Origin of the sequence: Streptomyces radiopugnans, assembly GCF_900110735.1 — a bacterium.
GTDB lineage: Bacteria > Actinomycetota > Actinomycetes > Streptomycetales > Streptomycetaceae > Streptomyces > Streptomyces radiopugnans.
This window is the reverse complement of sequence record NZ_FOET01000001.1, coordinates 551177-565728: the sequence shown is the minus strand read 5'-3', so window position 1 is coordinate 565728 and position 14552 is coordinate 551177. Positions and strand designations below refer to the sequence as shown.

Annotated in this window: 19 protein-coding genes; 14 read left to right on the top strand and 5 right to left on the bottom strand. The window is 74.3% G+C overall.

The features are described 5' to 3' along the window. The first annotated feature begins 116 nt into the window (after positions 1–116). Positions 117–515: an ATP-binding protein gene (locus BMY40_RS02435; RefSeq protein ID WP_218158211.1), complete on the top strand. Its 399-nt coding sequence runs from the start codon at positions 117–119 to the stop codon at positions 513–515. A gap of 152 nt (positions 516–667) precedes the next feature. Here BMY40_RS02435 and BMY40_RS02430 read toward each other — a convergent pair whose 3' ends face one another. Together BMY40_RS02430 and BMY40_RS02425 are read right to left on the bottom strand one after the other, a co-directional pair. Further along, positions 668–1534, bottom strand: coding sequence for an AraC family transcriptional regulator (locus BMY40_RS02430; protein ID WP_093654810.1), 867 nt, complete (start codon positions 1532–1534; stop codon positions 668–670). Positions 1535–1666: 132 nt separating this feature from the next. Beyond that, entirely contained in the window at positions 1667–2212 is a 546-nt protein-coding gene (locus BMY40_RS02425; RefSeq protein ID WP_093654808.1) for a flavoprotein, read from the bottom strand. A gap of 98 nt (positions 2213–2310) precedes the next feature. Here BMY40_RS02425 and BMY40_RS02420 point away from each other — a divergent pair, with 98 nt between their 5' ends. The 7 genes from BMY40_RS02420 (at position 2311) to BMY40_RS02390 (ending at position 7481) form a co-directional block, all read left to right on the top strand. Further along, positions 2311–3495 (top strand): helix-turn-helix domain-containing protein, encoded by a 1185-nt coding sequence (locus tag BMY40_RS02420; protein ID WP_093654806.1) that lies wholly within the window; start codon positions 2311–2313, stop codon positions 3493–3495. A gap of 215 nt (positions 3496–3710) precedes the next feature. Next, entirely contained in the window at positions 3711–4190 is a 480-nt protein-coding gene (locus tag BMY40_RS27850) for a DUF6415 family natural product biosynthesis protein (RefSeq protein WP_177213836.1), read from the top strand. Then, positions 4187–4690: a hypothetical protein gene (locus BMY40_RS27845; protein ID WP_093654802.1), complete on the top strand. Its 504-nt coding sequence runs from the start codon at positions 4187–4189 to the stop codon at positions 4688–4690. Before BMY40_RS27850 ends, BMY40_RS27845 begins: the two co-directional genes overlap by 4 nt. Before the next feature lie 99 nt (positions 4691–4789). After that, positions 4790–5362: a gas vesicle protein gene (locus BMY40_RS28895; RefSeq protein ID WP_281250714.1), complete on the top strand. Its 573-nt coding sequence runs from the start codon at positions 4790–4792 to the stop codon at positions 5360–5362. 10 nt (positions 5363–5372) lie between these two features. Next, the gene (locus tag BMY40_RS28890; protein WP_093654801.1) at positions 5373–6293 is read left to right on the top strand and encodes a gas vesicle protein; all 921 of its coding nucleotides are present in this window, start codon (positions 5373–5375) and stop codon (positions 6291–6293) included. A 58-nt stretch (positions 6294–6351) separates the two neighbouring features. Then, positions 6352–6666, top strand: coding sequence for a gas vesicle protein K (locus BMY40_RS02395; protein ID WP_093654800.1), 315 nt, complete (start codon positions 6352–6354; stop codon positions 6664–6666). Next, the gene (locus BMY40_RS02390; RefSeq protein ID WP_093654799.1) at positions 6663–7481 is read left to right on the top strand and encodes a GvpL/GvpF family gas vesicle protein; all 819 of its coding nucleotides are present in this window, start codon (positions 6663–6665) and stop codon (positions 7479–7481) included. Before BMY40_RS02395 ends, BMY40_RS02390 begins: the two co-directional genes overlap by 4 nt. Positions 7482–7546: 65 nt before the next feature. Here the strand turns inward: BMY40_RS02390 and BMY40_RS02385 are convergent, their stop codons facing one another. After that, positions 7547–8128 (bottom strand): tellurite resistance TerB family protein, encoded by a 582-nt coding sequence (locus BMY40_RS02385; RefSeq protein ID WP_093654797.1) that lies wholly within the window; start codon positions 8126–8128, stop codon positions 7547–7549. Between the two features lie 155 nt (positions 8129–8283). Then, positions 8284–9210, bottom strand: coding sequence for a helix-turn-helix domain-containing protein (locus BMY40_RS02380; RefSeq protein WP_245769790.1), 927 nt, complete (start codon positions 9208–9210; stop codon positions 8284–8286). An 85-nt stretch (positions 9211–9295) separates the two neighbouring features. On the opposite strand from BMY40_RS02380, the gene BMY40_RS02375 reads away from it, so the two are divergent. The 4 genes from BMY40_RS02375 (at position 9296) to BMY40_RS02360 (ending at position 12663) form a co-directional block, all read left to right on the top strand. Further along, the gene (locus tag BMY40_RS02375) at positions 9296–10810 is read left to right on the top strand and encodes an alpha/beta hydrolase (protein WP_093654795.1); all 1515 of its coding nucleotides are present in this window, start codon (positions 9296–9298) and stop codon (positions 10808–10810) included. An 85-nt stretch (positions 10811–10895) separates the two neighbouring features. Continuing rightward, the gene (locus tag BMY40_RS02370; protein ID WP_143071725.1) at positions 10896–11225 is read left to right on the top strand and encodes a hypothetical protein; all 330 of its coding nucleotides are present in this window, start codon (positions 10896–10898) and stop codon (positions 11223–11225) included. Between the two features lie 265 nt (positions 11226–11490). After that, the gene (locus tag BMY40_RS02365) at positions 11491–11865 is read left to right on the top strand and encodes a VOC family protein (RefSeq protein WP_093654792.1); all 375 of its coding nucleotides are present in this window, start codon (positions 11491–11493) and stop codon (positions 11863–11865) included. 174 nt (positions 11866–12039) lie between these two features. Then, complete coding sequence (locus BMY40_RS02360) at positions 12040–12663, top strand: SMI1/KNR4 family protein (protein WP_093654790.1); 624 nt, start codon at positions 12040–12042, stop codon at positions 12661–12663. Positions 12664–12769: 106 nt separating this feature from the next. On the opposite strand, the gene BMY40_RS02355 is transcribed toward BMY40_RS02360, so the two are convergent. After that, positions 12770–13018 (bottom strand): e9imm peptide, encoded by a 249-nt coding sequence (locus BMY40_RS02355; protein WP_177213835.1) that lies wholly within the window; start codon positions 13016–13018, stop codon positions 12770–12772. Between the two features lie 152 nt (positions 13019–13170). Between BMY40_RS02355 and BMY40_RS02350 the strand changes: the two genes are divergently transcribed. Next, the gene (locus BMY40_RS02350) at positions 13171–13722 is read left to right on the top strand and encodes a phosphoribosyltransferase family protein (protein WP_218158209.1); all 552 of its coding nucleotides are present in this window, start codon (positions 13171–13173) and stop codon (positions 13720–13722) included. Between the two features lie 201 nt (positions 13723–13923). After that, positions 13924–14337: a hypothetical protein gene (locus tag BMY40_RS02345; RefSeq protein ID WP_143071724.1), complete on the top strand. Its 414-nt coding sequence runs from the start codon at positions 13924–13926 to the stop codon at positions 14335–14337. Positions 14338–14552 lie beyond the last annotated feature (215 nt).

Genomic DNA, 14552 nt, shown 5'->3' with positions numbered 1-14552 from the left:
TTGCCTTCTGCCTACCGCAGCGAGGATAGTGAGGGTCCCCCACAGGCAGACGGACGGAAAGGCGGACGGCCGTGGCGCTCTCCCCAGGCACGATGACCCTCCCGGGACCGGTCGGCGTGTGTCCTGACCTGCGCCAGGAGACATTCGAACTGCCGGCCCAGCCCTTCTCCGTCGCCGACGCCCGCGACCGCGTCTTCGAGCGCCTGCTCCAGTGGGGTTTCGCCCCGGAGGCCTGCCACACGGCACGGCTGGTGGTCTCCGAACTGTTCACCAACGCCGTGCTGCACACGGACAGCGACCGCATCGGCTGTCTGCTGTACGTCGCCGACAACCAGATACGCGTCGAGGTGCGCGACCAGGGCAGCTACGCCAGCACCCCGGTCCTGTGCTTCCCCCGGGCCGACGAGGAGCGCGGCCGGGGACTACAGCTGATCGAATCGCTCACACAGGCCTGGGGGGTGGAGTCCGCAGGACTCGGACTGGGCCACATCGTGTGGGCCGTCATCCGGCCCTGAGCCGTCCGGAGCCGGATGACCGCAAGGGCCCGGGTCCCCTCCCGGCGAGGGGAGGAGACCCGGGCCCTGCAAGAGACCAGGCCCGAGCCGCGTGGGGGCGGCTCGGGCCTTCCCCTGCCGGCGGGCGCCCGCGGAGCGGCGGGCAGCGACCCTCAGACCGCTGTCCGCTCCACCGGGATCCACAGCTGCGCCCGCGCCCGCTTCCCGTCCTCCGACAGGCGGGTGCGCGCGATCTCCGGGCCCGGCCTGGCGCGGTACGGGTTGGACGGGAACCACTGGGTGAAGACGTCCCGCCACAGGTACTGGACCGCCCGCGGGAACTCCCCCTCGCTCTCGAAGACCGCCCACGTCCCCGCCGGGACCGCGAGGGCCTCCATGCCCTCCGGAGGCTCGGCTCCGGTCACCACCCCGTGCCAGTAGTCGAGTTCGCTGCCCTCCTCCCGGCCCTCGGCGACGCCGTGGCTCACGTTGACGATGCCGCGCGGCTCCCGGTCGGACAGCTCCTCCATCCGCCGGACGGTCTCACCGCCGATGCCGCGCACGAACTCCGCTATCGCCGGGTTCATGCCCTCGTGCACCAGAGGGACACGCGCCCTCCTCCCGACCACGCTGAACCCTTCCCTCTCCACGATCCGGTACCGCATGTCAGCACTCCCTTCGACGACGAGGCGGAAGGACATCCGCGGCTGGGAGCGCAGGGCCGCGCCCGTCCGCCGGGCCTCACCGGGCCCGACACCGTGCACGGCGCGGAACGCGCGGGCGAACGCCTCGCCCGAGCCGTAGCCGTAGCGCACCGCGATGTCGAGCAGCGTCCGCTCCCCGGCGAGCACCTCGGCACCGGCGACGGTGAGCCGCCTGCGGCGGACGTACTCCGACAGCCCCATGCCGGCCAGTGCGGAGAACAGCCGCCTCAGGTGGTACTCCGAGGTGAGCGCGATCCGCGCCAGTTCGGCCGCGTCGGCCGGCCGGCCGAGGTTCCGCTCGATGTGCTCCATGGCCTGGTTGAGCCGCTCCAGCACTCCCGGCCCCCTTCCTCTGTACTGACGCCCACGCTAGGGAGGCGGCCCGCGGCCGGACCCGACCTCCTGTGCCCGGGATCATCGGGCCGGCCCGCCCGGGAGGCCGTTCCGGGAGGCGGCGCGCGCCACCCGTCAGCGCCGTTCCACCGCCTCGTGCGCCGCGTCCAGCGCGAGGTGCCACGGGTACTCCTCGGGGCGCCCCTGCCCCGGCGGGTTCGGCACGAAGCCGCCGGGGCCGTACAGCACCCGTACGCCCTCCCCGCGCAGGACCTCCAGCGAGCGCTCGAACTGCGGGTGCCGGGCGTAGGTGGAGTTCAGGCACGGCATCACCACCAGCGGGATGCGCTTGCCCATCGCCTCCGCCGTGAAGCCCACGACGAATGTCGAAGTGATGCCCAGCGCACAGGCGTTGACCGTGTGCAGGGTCGCCGGCGCCACCACCACGACATCCGTCCTGGGCCACGTCTCGGGCCGGCCGTAGGAGCGGTAGGCGCTGCGCACCGGGTGGCCGGTCAGCTCCTCCAGCTCCGGCAGCCGGTCCTCCAGCCACTCCCGTGCGCTCGGCGTCAGCCCCAGGCACACCTGCCACCCCCGCGCCTGCGCGTCGCGGATCGCGCGGTCGATGTAGACGACGGGCGGGGAGGCGCAACCGAACAGGTACATGACTCGGTTCCTCATGCTCCGCAGTTCACCACACCTGATCAGCGCGAACTCACTGGGACGGGCGGCGGGTCGCGGGTACCGTTCAGATGCCGCGAGAAACGGAGGGACCCGGTATGCCCGCATCCGACGACGAGCACATCGGTAACCGGATCGCCGCCCAGCGCAAGCGCGCCGGACTCACACAGCAGGGGCTCGCCCAGCGCATCCCCTACTCCTACAGCCTTCTGCGCCATGTCGAGAGCGGCCACAAGAGCGCCTCCCCGCAGTTCGTGGCCGCCGTGGCCAGAGCGCTGCGCACCGATGTCGCCACCCTGACGGGGCAGCCCGCGCACTCCCCCCGGCCCGACCGCGTCGACGGCCTGGTCCGGCCCATCCGCGAGGCCCTCGACCTGTACGACCTGCCGACCGACTCCTGCGGCCCCGTCCTCCCCGCGCCCGAACTGGTCGCGGCCGCCGACGCGCTGTGCCGCGACGTGCGCGGCGCCCGGCTGTACCAGGCGGCCGCCGGCCTGCCGGGCCTCCTGGCGGACCTGACCGTCTCCTGCCGGGAGCACCCGAGCACCGAGCTGTGGCGGGCCCTGGCCTCGGCGTACCGCAGCGCGCACGACGTGACGACGAAGCTCGGCAGCTACGACCTGGCCGTCGTGGCGCTGGACCGGATGGGCTGGGCCGCCGAGCACGCCGGCGACCCGCTGCTCGGCGCGATCCGCCAGTACAAGCGGGCCCTGTCCTACCGCAGCCGGGACGCCGAACACCGCATCGGCCTGCGCATGGTGGCGGTCGGGCACGATCTGCTGCGCCAGGCCGGGGAGAGCACCGAGAGCCTCGCGGTGGCCGGACAGCTCCACCTGGGCGCGGCCGTGATCGCGGCCCGCGCGGGCGACGCGGCGGCCGTGGAGTCCCACCTCGCGCGGGCCGGCGAAATCGCCCGGCGCACGGGCGAGGTGGGAGCGGTGCACTGGCTGTCCTTCGGACCGGCGAACGTCGGGACGCACGAGGTCTTCGCCCGGCTGGAGCTGTGCCAGTACGACGCGGCGCTGAGCGCGGCGCGCGCCGTGCGCCCGCCGCGCGGCTGGGCGGCCTCCCGGCGGGCAGCGCTGCTGGTGGACCGGGCCCGCGCGGAGATGGAGACCGGCCGGATCGAGGCGGCGCTGGCCTCGCTGGCGCAGGCGCGCACGCTGGCGCCCCAGCAGACCCGCTTCCACCCCCGGGTGCGGGAGACCGTGCGCGGCCTGCTGAACCTGCGGCGCAGGTCGCCGGACGCCCTGACGCGGATGGCCGCCTGGGTCGGCGTTTGACGGCCGGGCCCTCCGTGCGCGAGCCCGCGCGCGGAGGGTCCGCGCACGGCGCCCGGGGGCACGACGGCGGGAAGTGAGGGACGGTCACGCGCGCCGGGGCGCGCGCCCCCGCGCGCACACATGGGCGGCACCTGTCACCGAAGAGTGACAGTTGAGGGCCGGCCGCGCCGCCACTCTGTGTCCGTAAGCGACCATGACGAAGTCCGGGGGAATTCGTGCAGACGACACCCGACGCCACCCCACCCGCGGCCCCACCCGCGACCTGCGAACCACTCGGCCAGGCCGGCCCGTTCGGCCAGACAGGCCCGGAGGAGACCGGCCCGCAGGCGCCGTTGGCCGATCCGCCGGAGGCGGCCGCCCTGGTGGACGCCGTCGCCGTCCAGCGCACCATAGGCCGCGCCCTGGCCCACGGCAGCGCGCCCCTGCGCCACGGGGAGCTGGTGGAGCTGGAGGCCCTGCTGCGCGACCACATCCGGCTGCTGCTGCCGATCGCGCGGGCCCGCGCCGCCGTCCTGCGTCCCAGCACCGCCCAGTGGCTGCGCTACCGGGCCCGGCTGGACTGGATCACCAACCAGGCCGGACGGGAGCTGGACGGCGGACTGCACTCCGCACGGCAGCAGGTGAGGTCCCTCGCACACGACTGCCGATGGCTGTTGCGTCAGACCCCCGAGTGGAACAGGAAGGCGACACCGTGACCATCTCCCCGCACCCCGCACCGGCCGGCACCGCCGTCCAGCCCCCGCCGACCGGCTGGCTGGACCCCACCGGCCGCGTACCCGCCGTCCTGGCCGCCTGGGAGCACGGCGCGCTGGGCGAGGTGCCCGCCGGGATCGCCTGGGACGTGGTCCGCGTCCCGCTGCCCCTCGCCGGGGAGACGGTCCGCAGGATGCGGGCGGCACGGGCTCCGCTCGGCCCCGTGCTCTCCACCCCGCTCGGCGCGGACTTCGTCGTCGCCCTGGGTTCGGCGGACGGCTGGGAGGTCGCCGGCATGTCCGTCCTGGGCCGCGGCACCCTGGTGCTGCTGCCGCACCCGGACGTCGTCGAACCGGACCGGGTCGGCAACCGGGGCTGGATCGTCCGCCCCTCGGACCGGGCGCCCGCCTGGGGACCCGACCTCCGTGACGCCTACACCGGGGCCCGCGCGGCCGCCGCCGCGGCCGCCGATGCCGCAGCCGCCGCGGGGACGTCCGGGTGAGCGGGACCCGGCACCGTACGCCCGGCTGATCCGGCGTGCTCCCGGCCGATCCGGCACCGCGGACGCATGGGAGCCGGTCACCCGGATAGGCGTAACGGGGTGAGCGATTACCAGGAGAGAGGCGTTCCCGCCGAGGCCGGCACGGTCCGGCCCGCGCCGCCGCGCGTCCCCGCGGCGCCGCGGGCCCGGACCCTGACGCCCCAGCAGCCGCTGGAACCGCGGCGGGACGGCGAGGGAAGCCTCGCCCATGTGGTGGAGACCCTCCTCGACAAGGGGCTGGTGCTCAACGCGGACATCATGGTGTCGGTGGCCGGTGTCGAACTCCTCGGCATCCGGCTGCGGGCGGCGCTGGCCTCCTTCGAGACCGCCGCGCGCTACGGACTGGAGTTCCCCTCCGGCACCGATGTCGAGACGGCCGCCTGGCGCGAGGCCCGCGAGGAGAGGGACACCTGCCCCGAGTGCGGGAAGCGTTCGCCGGTGAGCCAGTTGCTGGAGGACATGTGCCCGTGGTGCGGCTGGCGCAGCGCCCGGGCCCGGCTGGCCGAGAGCCGCGCCGCCCCGCGCGCCCTTCCGGACGACGGCGGCCCGGGATGCGGCGGCCCGGACGACGGCGGGGGCCCGGAGAACGGCGGGGGCCCGGACGACGGCGGGGGCGGTGGCCGTGACGGCTGAACGCCCGCCGATGAAGCCCACCAGGGACCCGCGCGTGACGCTGGACGACCTCGTCGAGGTCCTGCTGAACAAGGGCGCCGTCCTCCACCTGGACCTCATCGTCTCGGTGGCCGACATCCCGCTGATCGGTGTCAGCCTGCGCGCCGCGATAGCGGGCATGGAGACCATGCTGGAGTACGGCATGCTGCGCCGGTGGGACGAGGACACCCGCGCCTGGGCCGAGCGCTCCACCGGGCGCCGCGAACTCGAACTGCGTGCCGGGGAACGGCACGTCGTCCACATGCGCGGCGGCCACCTGCTGGAGGACGGCTTCCAGACCACCTGGCGCCCCGGCACCGTCCACCTCACCGACCGGCGGCTGGTCGTACTGCGCCGCGAACCGCGCGAGGTGCTGTGGGAGACGGAGCTGGCGGAGGTGCGCGCGGTGCGGCCGGAGACCGAGCGGACCATCGGCGGCGAACAGCGCACCAGGCTGCGCGTCGTCCTGGCGGACGGCCGCCAGACGCTGCTGTCCTGCACCGAGCCGGAGAGGCTGCGCGCCCTGCTGGCCGGCACGTGCCCCGGCCCGCTGGAGACCTCCCCCGTCGGCCCGGCGGCCGGGACCGGGGACGGCCGGACGGTCCTCGAAGGCCACCTCTGGTACCACGAGCCGCGCCGCGACGGCCCGTTGTGGCGCGGCGGGCAGGGAAGGCTCACGCCTGACGGGCTGATGTGGAAGTCGCCGCTGGACTCCCGTCCCGCCCTGGTCCTGCCCGCCGACGACATCACCGCCGTCCGCACCGAGCCGGGCGGCTCACCGGCCGGCGGGGGAACGGTGATCACCGTGGAGACGGCCTCGCAGGGGCCGGTGACGCTCACGGCCGACGAACCGGGGCGCTGGGCCGGGGCGCTGGACTCGCTGCGCGGCGCGGCGCCACTGCCCTCGGCCTGACGCACACGGACGGCGGCCCCGCAGGACAGCGGGCGGGAAGGGAAGGACGGAGAGGACCATGGCCATCACAGTCGACGAGAAGAGCCTCAAACAGGGGGTGCTGTCCCTGGTCGTCACCCTGGTCGAGGTGATCCAGGAGGCCCTGGAACGGCAGGCGCTGCGCCGGATGAACGGCGGCGACCTGACCGAGGAGGAACTCGAGCGCCTGGGCGACGCCCTGCTGGAACTGGACGAGGCGATCGAGGAGATCAAGTCCGACCACGGCATCACCGACTCCGTCGCCGACCTGCACCGGGGCCTGGACGAGGTGGTGGACGACGTCGTGGACAAGCTGGTCAACCCCGCCCGCTGGGCCGAGGAGGCGCGGCGGTGACGGAGCCGGCCCTGTACGTGTACGCGGTGGCGCCCGACCGGCCCGGCGCCGCCGACGGCGTCACCGGGGTCGACGGGCACCCCCTGCGCCTGCTGGCCGCCCCGGGCACGGGACTGGCCGCACTGGTCCACGACGCGGAGCCGGTCCCCTACCAGGGCCCGGACGAGGACGTACGGCGGCGGGTGGCCGAGCAGGACCGGGCGGTGGTGGCCGTGTGGGAGCGCACCGGAGCGCTCCTGCCGATGACCTTCAACGTCCTGGTCGCCCCCGACCCCTCACCGCGGGACCCCCGCACCGCCGAGGAGCGGCTGCGCGACTGGCTCACCTCCCGCGCGGCCGGACTCCGCTCCCGGCTCGAGGCGCTGGACGGCCGGGCGGAGCTGCGGGTGGAGATCACGGTAGACCGCACGGAGTCCGCCCGGGACGACGAGCGCGCCCGCGCCCTGGAGGCGGAGATGGAGAGCCGCTCCCCCGGGCTGCGCCGTCTGCTGGCCAAGCAGCTCGAACAGTTGCGCCGGGAGTCCTCCGAGCGCCTGGCCGACGCCATCCACGCGGATGTGCGCCGCAGACTGCTGGCCGTGGCCGAGGACATGCGCGAGCGCTCGCGCGGCGTGCGCGACCCGGGCGAGGCGGACGTCCTCTCGGCGGCCCTGCTGGTGCGCACGGAGGACATCGAGGCGGTGGGCACCGTACTGGCGGCCGTCCGGGACGAGCAGCCCGCCGCCCGCATCCGCTTCCTCGGCCCCTGGCCCCCCTACACCTTCGCCGACCTCCCCGACGGCCCCCGCGAACCCGCCGCCCCGGAGCGGGCCTAGACACCGTCCGCCCAGCGGGCCCGTCTCGCGGCCGGGGCGCCTCCGCCCGCGAGACCGGCCGGGCCCTACATGCCGAACTCCTCCGGGGAGAGCCCCAGCGCGGCGCATGCCTCCCGGATGGCCTGCTGCTCGGACTGGTCGATGTGGCCGTCGGCACCGGCGATGACGATGCCGGTCTGGACGACGGCCCTGGCCTCCGCCGGCTTCTTGGCGGCCTTGGCGATCTCCTGCAGCGCCTCCGCCCTGCCCGCCTGGAAGTCGGCCGTGAGCCGGTCCACATGGCGATTGAACCGCTGACGCAGCTGCTCGGGCGGGAAGTTCTGCAGAACGTCGTTGCCGACGATCATCGACTCCATCCGCTGCCGCTCCGACGGGTCCACATGCCCGTCCGCGGCGGCCACCAGCGCGCACATCGCCATGCTCGCGTCCCGGTACGCGCCGCTCTTCAACTCGGCCTTCACCGAGGCGAGCTGGGACTTCAGCAGGCCCACCAGCTGGGCCTTCGACCCTCCGCCGGAGCCGGGACGGGAGCCGTGGCCCTGGCCTGTCGCCCCCGGCCCTCCGGCTCCCGGTCCGCCCGTTCCCTGCCCGCCCCGGGACTGCTGGAGGTTCCTGGCCTGGTCCTTGAGCCGATCCCACATCGCCACTGGCGTCATCCCGTCCTCGGCCGCCGCCCGTCCTGTACGGGCCGCAGTTCTTCGTTCACTGTCCGCCTTCCCAACGTCCGCGGGGCCCACCCCAGTTCCGCGGGTGCCCGGACCAGCGCCTCGGATCCCGGCCGGTAGCCGGTCAAGGCGGGGTCTCAACCGGCCGGCTCCTCCTCCCGAAGGGCGGCGAGCAGCCAGTCGTGGGCGGCGCCGGGGGTCGGCTCCGGAGAGCCGGCCGGCGGCGCGGTCACCTCGGCGACGAGCTGCCAGTAGCGGTCGATACGGGGATCGGCCGCGAGCTGCTTCCCGAGCACGCGCCGGAAACCGGGGGTGTCGCTGGTGCCGCGTGAGCGGGCGTAGGCGGAGACGAAGCAGTCCAGCGCCTCGCCCCGGTGCGGGGGCCGTCCCGCCCGCATCGGCTCGGCCGCCAGTCCGTACGCCTCGATCAGACCGCCGTAGAGCACGGCCGGGCGGTAGCCCTCCTCCGGCCGGTGCGCCGCGGGCTGCCGCTGCCGGGCGGTGCCGGGGCAGGGGCCGGAGACGAAGGCGTGCAGCCGGGCGAAGGCCAGCACCTGGGCCGGGTTCGGGTCGTCCGGGGGCTGGGGGATCGCGTGTTCGAGGATCTCGGAGACCAGCCGGGCCGGGAGCCGCGGCGGCAGCCAGCCCCGCCAGAAACGCGCCAGCGCCGCCGTACCGGGTGGTGCGGACACGGCGCCGACCAGCCGCAGACGGTCGGCGCGCTCCTCGGCCGTGCAGTCCCGCAGCAGGTGGAGGGCCGCCTCCCGCCAGCGCAGGGCGGCCAGTTGCGAACCGACCTCCCGCAGCCGCCCGGCGACGACGTCCTCCAGCGCGTCCTCCCGCTCCAGGGCCCGCCCCACCTCCGGAACCGGCACGTCGAGGGCGCGCAGCGAGCGGATCGTACGGAGCCGGTCGAGCGCTTCGGGACCGTAGCGGCGGTGCCCCCCGGTGCTGCGGCCGGCTTCGGGCAGCAGGCCGCGGTCGGAGTAGAAGCGGACGGTCTTGACGGTGGTGCCCGCCTGCTCGGCGAGTTCCCCGATGCTCCACAGGCCCTCGGGCGACAAGGCTTGAACCTCCCTCAGGGGGAGTTCCTACCGTACCGGCGAGCGCGGGCGGCCCGCGCGCGGAAGAGGCGGGGAGGAGACGGCCATGACGGCGTTCGTACTGGTGCCGGGCGCCCACACCGGCGGCTGGGTGTGGGAGGAGGTGGCCGCCCGGCTGCGGGAGTCGGGGGCCGGGGCGTACCCGGTGACGCTCACCGGCATGGGCGGCCCCGGCGGTCCGGCGGGACCGGGCACGGACCTGGAGACGCACATCGGGGACCTGGTGCGGCTGATCGACGGGCTGGACGCGCCGCGGGTGGTGCTCGTCGGCCACTGCTACGGCATCCACCCGGCGCTCGGCGCCGCCGGACGGCGACCGGAGCGGATCGCCCGGATCGTCCACCTGGACACGGGCGTCCCCCGCGACGGCGACCCGGCCCTCGCCCTCGTTCCGGACGGCACGGTCCGCGAGCGGCTCCCGCGCGCGGCCGGGCGGGGCGGCGGGCACGGGGACGGACTGCTCCCTCCGCCGTCGCCGGACGGCTGGCGGCGCTGGGGCAGCACCGCCGGCGTACCCGGGGAGGCGCTGGAGCGGCTGGCCCGCCTCGCCGCGCCCCAGCCCGCGGACACGCTCACCCGGCCGCTCCGGCTGACCGAGGCCGTGTCGAAGATGCCGGCGACCGGCGTCCTGTGCACCGCCAACGGACCGGGCATCGCCGCGATCGAGGCCATGGTGGGCCTGGGCGACCCCCGCTTCCGGGCGCTCGCCGACCCCCGGGTGGACTTCTTCGAACTCGCCACCGGACACTGGCCGATGCTCTCCGCCCCCGGTGAACTGGCCGGCGTACTGCTGCGGGCCGCCGCGGGAGAGGGGCACCGGATCCCCCCTCCGGCGGACGAACGGCCCGCGCACCTGCGGCCGTTCGTCCTGGACGTGCCCGAGGCACGCCGCGAGCGGAGGGGACGGGTCGACCTCCATCTGCCCGGCGCCGACGAGCCCCGCCCGGCGGTGGTGTTCGTCCACGGCGGCCCGGTCCCGCCCGATGCGTGCCCGACCCCCCGGGACTGGCCGGCCTTCACCGGCTACGCCCGGTACGCGGCGAGCCTGGGCGCGGTCGGCGCGACGGTGGACCACCGGCTGCACGGCATCGCCGACTACGGGCGCGCCGCCGAGGACGTCCGCGAGGCCGTCCGCCTCGTACGGGCCGACCCGCGGGTCGACGGGGACCGGATCGCGCTGTGGTTCTTCTCCGGCGGCGGGCTGCTGTCGGCCGGCTGGCTGGCCGCGCCGCCGCCGTGGCTGCGCTGCGTGGCCGCCACCTACCCCCTGCTCGCGCCCCCGCCGGGCTGGCCCGTGGACGCCTCCCGCTTCCACCCCGCGACCGCGCTGCGCACCGCGGGACGACTGCCGGTGGTGCTGACCCGGGTGGAGTTGGAACTCCCCGAACTGGCCACCGCCATGCGGGAGTTCCTGGCCGTAGCGGAGCACTCCGAAGCCGCCGTGGAGGTGATCGGCGTACCGGGCGGCCACCACGGCTTCGAGACCGTCGACCACACCGAACCGGCCCGCCGCGCCGTGGACCGCGCGATGCGGTCCGTACTGGGGCACCTGCGGAACTGACCCGCCCGTGGCGGGAACCCCCGGCTCGCCACCGGCAGTCCCTCCCGTACGGGGTTCTCGTTCCGAGCGGGAGGGGTGCGGTCACATGGCGGGAGGACGCGTCGCACGCGCGGCCAGGAAGACGGGCGAGCACGTGGCCGAAAGCGTCGCCGAGATGCTGCTCGAGGCGGCGCTCGCCGTAGTCGCCTGCCTCATCCTCGCAGCGGGGGTCGCCGTGTTCCTGGCGGGCTGGAGGATCAGCCCCTTCGTCGCGGGCGGCTCGCTCGGCGGCTTCCTGCTCCTCGTCGGCTACGGCGCGCGGGAGGCCTTCCGGTCAGGGAAGCCCGCCCGGCGCGGACGTCTCGCCACGGTGGCCGTCGCCGCGTTCGCCCTCGTCGTCCTGGTCCTCTACGGGGCTTCGTGCGAGTGCCTGTGACCCCCGGCCGCCTCCTGAAGGCGGTCGCCGCAATCCGAGAGCGGACCACTCTCGCGCCCTGTTGGCGCAGTCGGCGGGACCGGGTAACGTCGCCGGACGTGAACACCGGACCGGCGCCACGCCACACACGGATCGGCTATCCGGTGGAGGGCTGACCGCACGGCGGGGGCGCGGAAGGCACCCCCACGGTCCGGCACGCGGACCTCCCCGCGCCCGTGCACCGCGAGTCCATCTCTCCGTGCCGAGCGACAGTGAGGTCAGCCGAATGACAGTCACGTTCAACCACACCATCATCGCCGCCAGGGACCGCGAGGAGTCGGCCCGGTTCTTCCGGGAGCTCCTGGAACTTCCGGAAGCACCGTCCTGGGGCGTGTTCACCAACATCCAGCTCACCGACGGCGTGCTGCTGCAGTTCGCCGAGCCGCCGGTGGAGATCCAGATGCAGCACTATGCGTTCCTGGTCGACGACGACCTGTTCGACCGGGCGTACCGACGGCTGTGCGAGCGCGGTGTCGAGCACTGGGCCGATCCGCAGATGCGGCGCCCGGGCGAGACCAACACCGGGCACGGCGGTCGCGGCGTGTACTTCAAGGATCCCTCCGGCCACGCGATCGAGCTGATCACCCGGCCGTACCTGTAGCCGGGCGAGCGCGGCCGGCCACGGCCGTTGACGGCAGGCTGTGACGCACCGCCTGCCGTCGCCGAGTTCCCTCGTACGGCCCGGGGCCGGCCCCGGGCCGTACGCGTCGAAATCACGGCCACCGTCCGGCTGTTCTCGTGAGGCTGTCAGCGCCGGGTGGCAGGATGCCGTGCCATGGCCGCACCGATCAGTGAGTCGTGGACGCGAATCGAGGAATGGCTGGCCGGGCACGCCCCGGCGACCCGCGCCGCGCTGGCGCCGCCCGCGGATCCGGCGGACATCGCCGAAGTCGAACGCCTCGTCGGCCGGCCGCTGCTGAGGCCCCTGGTGCAGTCGCTGCTGCGGCACGACGGCCTCCTCGACCGGCGGTCCTGGCTGCTGCCGGGGTCCTACAGGCCGTTGAGCGCACGCGAGACAGCGGCCGAGTGGAGACTCCTCACCGGCTTCTACGACAAGCGTGCGGCGGATGAGGAGGGAGAGGAGGAGGCGGACTACCACTTCATGAAGACCGGGATCAGCAGCGCCCTGTACGGACATCCGCAGTTGATCCCCATCGCGCGGGACATCAGCGGGGGCTGCCTCGTACTGGACCACCGTCCCGAGATCGACCGGGGGCGCGTCCACGAAGTCGAGGCCGTGGAAGGCGTCATGCGCGGGTCGCACGAGATGTGGACGTCCCTGCCGGTACTCATGGAGCGGATCGCCACGTCTCTCGAGACCGGCGAGCCCTTTGACGGCCACACACCCGTGGTGGACGAAGAACACAGGCTGTCCTGGGACTTCACACCGCTGCGGTGACCGGGCCCCGCAGACGGGGGATCCCGGTCCGCCCCGATCCGGGCGGCGGTACGCACACCACGATCAGCGAGGCGCATCCCCACCTCGGCGCTGCGGTCGGGCGCGTTCAGGCGCGTCCTGCCGGATGACCGTCGCCGGGGGTCTGCCTGTATGCCAGGGCTCGATCGACCACCTCGTCGGCGGTGACCTCGGGTCCCCGGTCGCAGTAGAGGTAGTCGCCGACGCGGGGGCAGGCCAGGCCGCGTTCGAGCTCGTCCACCAGCGCATCGCCCTCGGAGTCGTCGGCGTAGTCGCCCTCCAGCAGACGCCGCACCAGGAGAAGTGCCTCCTCGCGGGTCATGCCGCGACCGGTCATATGCGCTCCTCTGTCCGATGTGGGACTTTGCGGGGCCCCGCCCTGCCCGCCAGGCCGTGATCGGTCCGCGTCCGCGCGGCGGACGGACGGACGCTCAGCCCGCCCGGCTTCTCCTCCCGTATCGCTGCCGGGATGGTGGGACCATGCCGCTCGTGGGCAAGCGGCACAAGCACCATGATCTCCGACACCGTCTCCGAGAGGCGTTCGCCTGGCGGGGCGAGGAGGGCCGGGCGGATGTTTCCCAGTGGTGGGCCGACGCGTCCATCATGGGCGAACTGGGGCCCGCGCTCGCCGACTTGTGTTCCTCCCGGGACCGGATCACGACCGTACTCGCACCCGAGGCCACGGGGTTTCTCCTCGGGCCTCTGGTGGCGGTCTCCCTGGGTGCGGGCTTCGTCGAGATGCGCAGGGGGCTGAGCGAGGCGGAACTGGGGGACCAGGTCTTGCTGCGCAGCACGCCACCGGACTACTTGAGCCGTACCGTCGAGTGGGGCATACGGCGCCGTCGGCTGTGCTCCGCGCACCGGGTGCTCTTCGTGGACGACTGGGCGGACACCTCTGCCACCGCCCGGACCGCACGCCGTCTGGTGGAGGACTCGGGCGCCACCTGGGTGGGGGCGGCCGTCCTGGTCGACGGTACCGCTCCCTCCGAGCGTCGTGATCTCGACCTCCGGGGACTTCTGCGGGAGCGGGAGCTGACGTGAGGGCGCGAGCGGCGGCGTCCAGCCGTCGGCGTATGCCTTCCGTCCGAAGGTCTCGGGCCCGGGATCCACGCCAGCGCTCTGGAGCGCGTCCCCGGCCGAACCCTACGATCACCACGGCTCGGCCCGGCCGTGGAACCCGCAAAGCGAGCCTCCATCGGGCAGCGGCAACGCTGGAGCCCGCTCTCTCGCCTTGGAGCGATCGTGAATTACGCACGCGCCCTGAAAGCAGCCGTGGTCACGGCCATCGCCACAGTGGCCTGCCACCTCACGATGAGTGCCGGGTTCGCGTGGGCCCGCGGGCAGGAACCGGACCATCCGGACGACTGGTCCGGTTTGCTCGAATTCGGTGCCACCGTCCTCGCCACGTGGATGGTCATGCCCCTGGTGCTGTGGATCGGGATGCGCGTCCTCGGCGAACGGCGCACCTGGCCCCAGATTCTCCTCGGCACACCGCTGTGGATCGGCGTCTCCTCGATGTACATCGACGACGTCGACCGTCCGGGTGGGCTCATGCCCGTACCGGTCCTGGTCTTGTTCGTCCTGGCGGGCACACTCCTCGGCGCCCACGACCCCGGTTCCGTCCGTAACGACGAGGCGGGAACGGAACGGGCGTGAAGTCGCCCTGGAGGCGATGGCCATGAGCTCCGGCCGTCCGCGGGCCTGCGGGCTCTGGCGGACGAGATGGACGGGGGCCGGTAGCCGTGCGGCGGCCCCACCACGGCCACCGGTGCCGGACGGTGATGCGGAAGCCCCCCGGCCCTGATGGGCCGGGGGTTTTTCCCTGGTGGGCGCAGACGGGTTCGAACCGCCGACATCTGCCTTGTAAGTTC

Bases quoted from the DNA above. Each gene is read 5' to 3' on its own strand.
- BMY40_RS02425 (WP_093654808.1), bottom strand. From the start codon at position 2,212: ATGAGGAACCGAGTCATGTACCTGTTCGGTTGCGCCTCCCCGCCCGTC.
- BMY40_RS02375 (WP_093654795.1), top strand. From the start codon at position 9,296: ATGACGGCGTTCGTACTGGTGCCGGGCGCCCACACCGGCGGCTGGGTG.
- BMY40_RS02420 (WP_093654806.1), top strand. From the start codon at position 2,311: ATGCCCGCATCCGACGACGAGCACATCGGTAACCGGATCGCCGCCCAG.
- BMY40_RS02365 (WP_093654792.1), top strand. From the start codon at position 11,491: ATGACAGTCACGTTCAACCACACCATCATCGCCGCCAGGGACCGCGAG.
- BMY40_RS02395 (WP_093654800.1), top strand. From the start codon at position 6,352: ATGGCCATCACAGTCGACGAGAAGAGCCTCAAACAGGGGGTGCTGTCC.
- BMY40_RS28890 (WP_093654801.1), top strand. From the start codon at position 5,373: ATGAAGCCCACCAGGGACCCGCGCGTGACGCTGGACGACCTCGTCGAG.
- BMY40_RS02355 (WP_177213835.1), bottom strand. From the start codon at position 13,018: ATGACCGGTCGCGGCATGACCCGCGAGGAGGCACTTCTCCTGGTGCGG.
- BMY40_RS02370 (WP_143071725.1), top strand. From the start codon at position 10,896: ATGGCGGGAGGACGCGTCGCACGCGCGGCCAGGAAGACGGGCGAGCAC.
- BMY40_RS02360 (WP_093654790.1), top strand. From the start codon at position 12,040: ATGGCCGCACCGATCAGTGAGTCGTGGACGCGAATCGAGGAATGGCTG.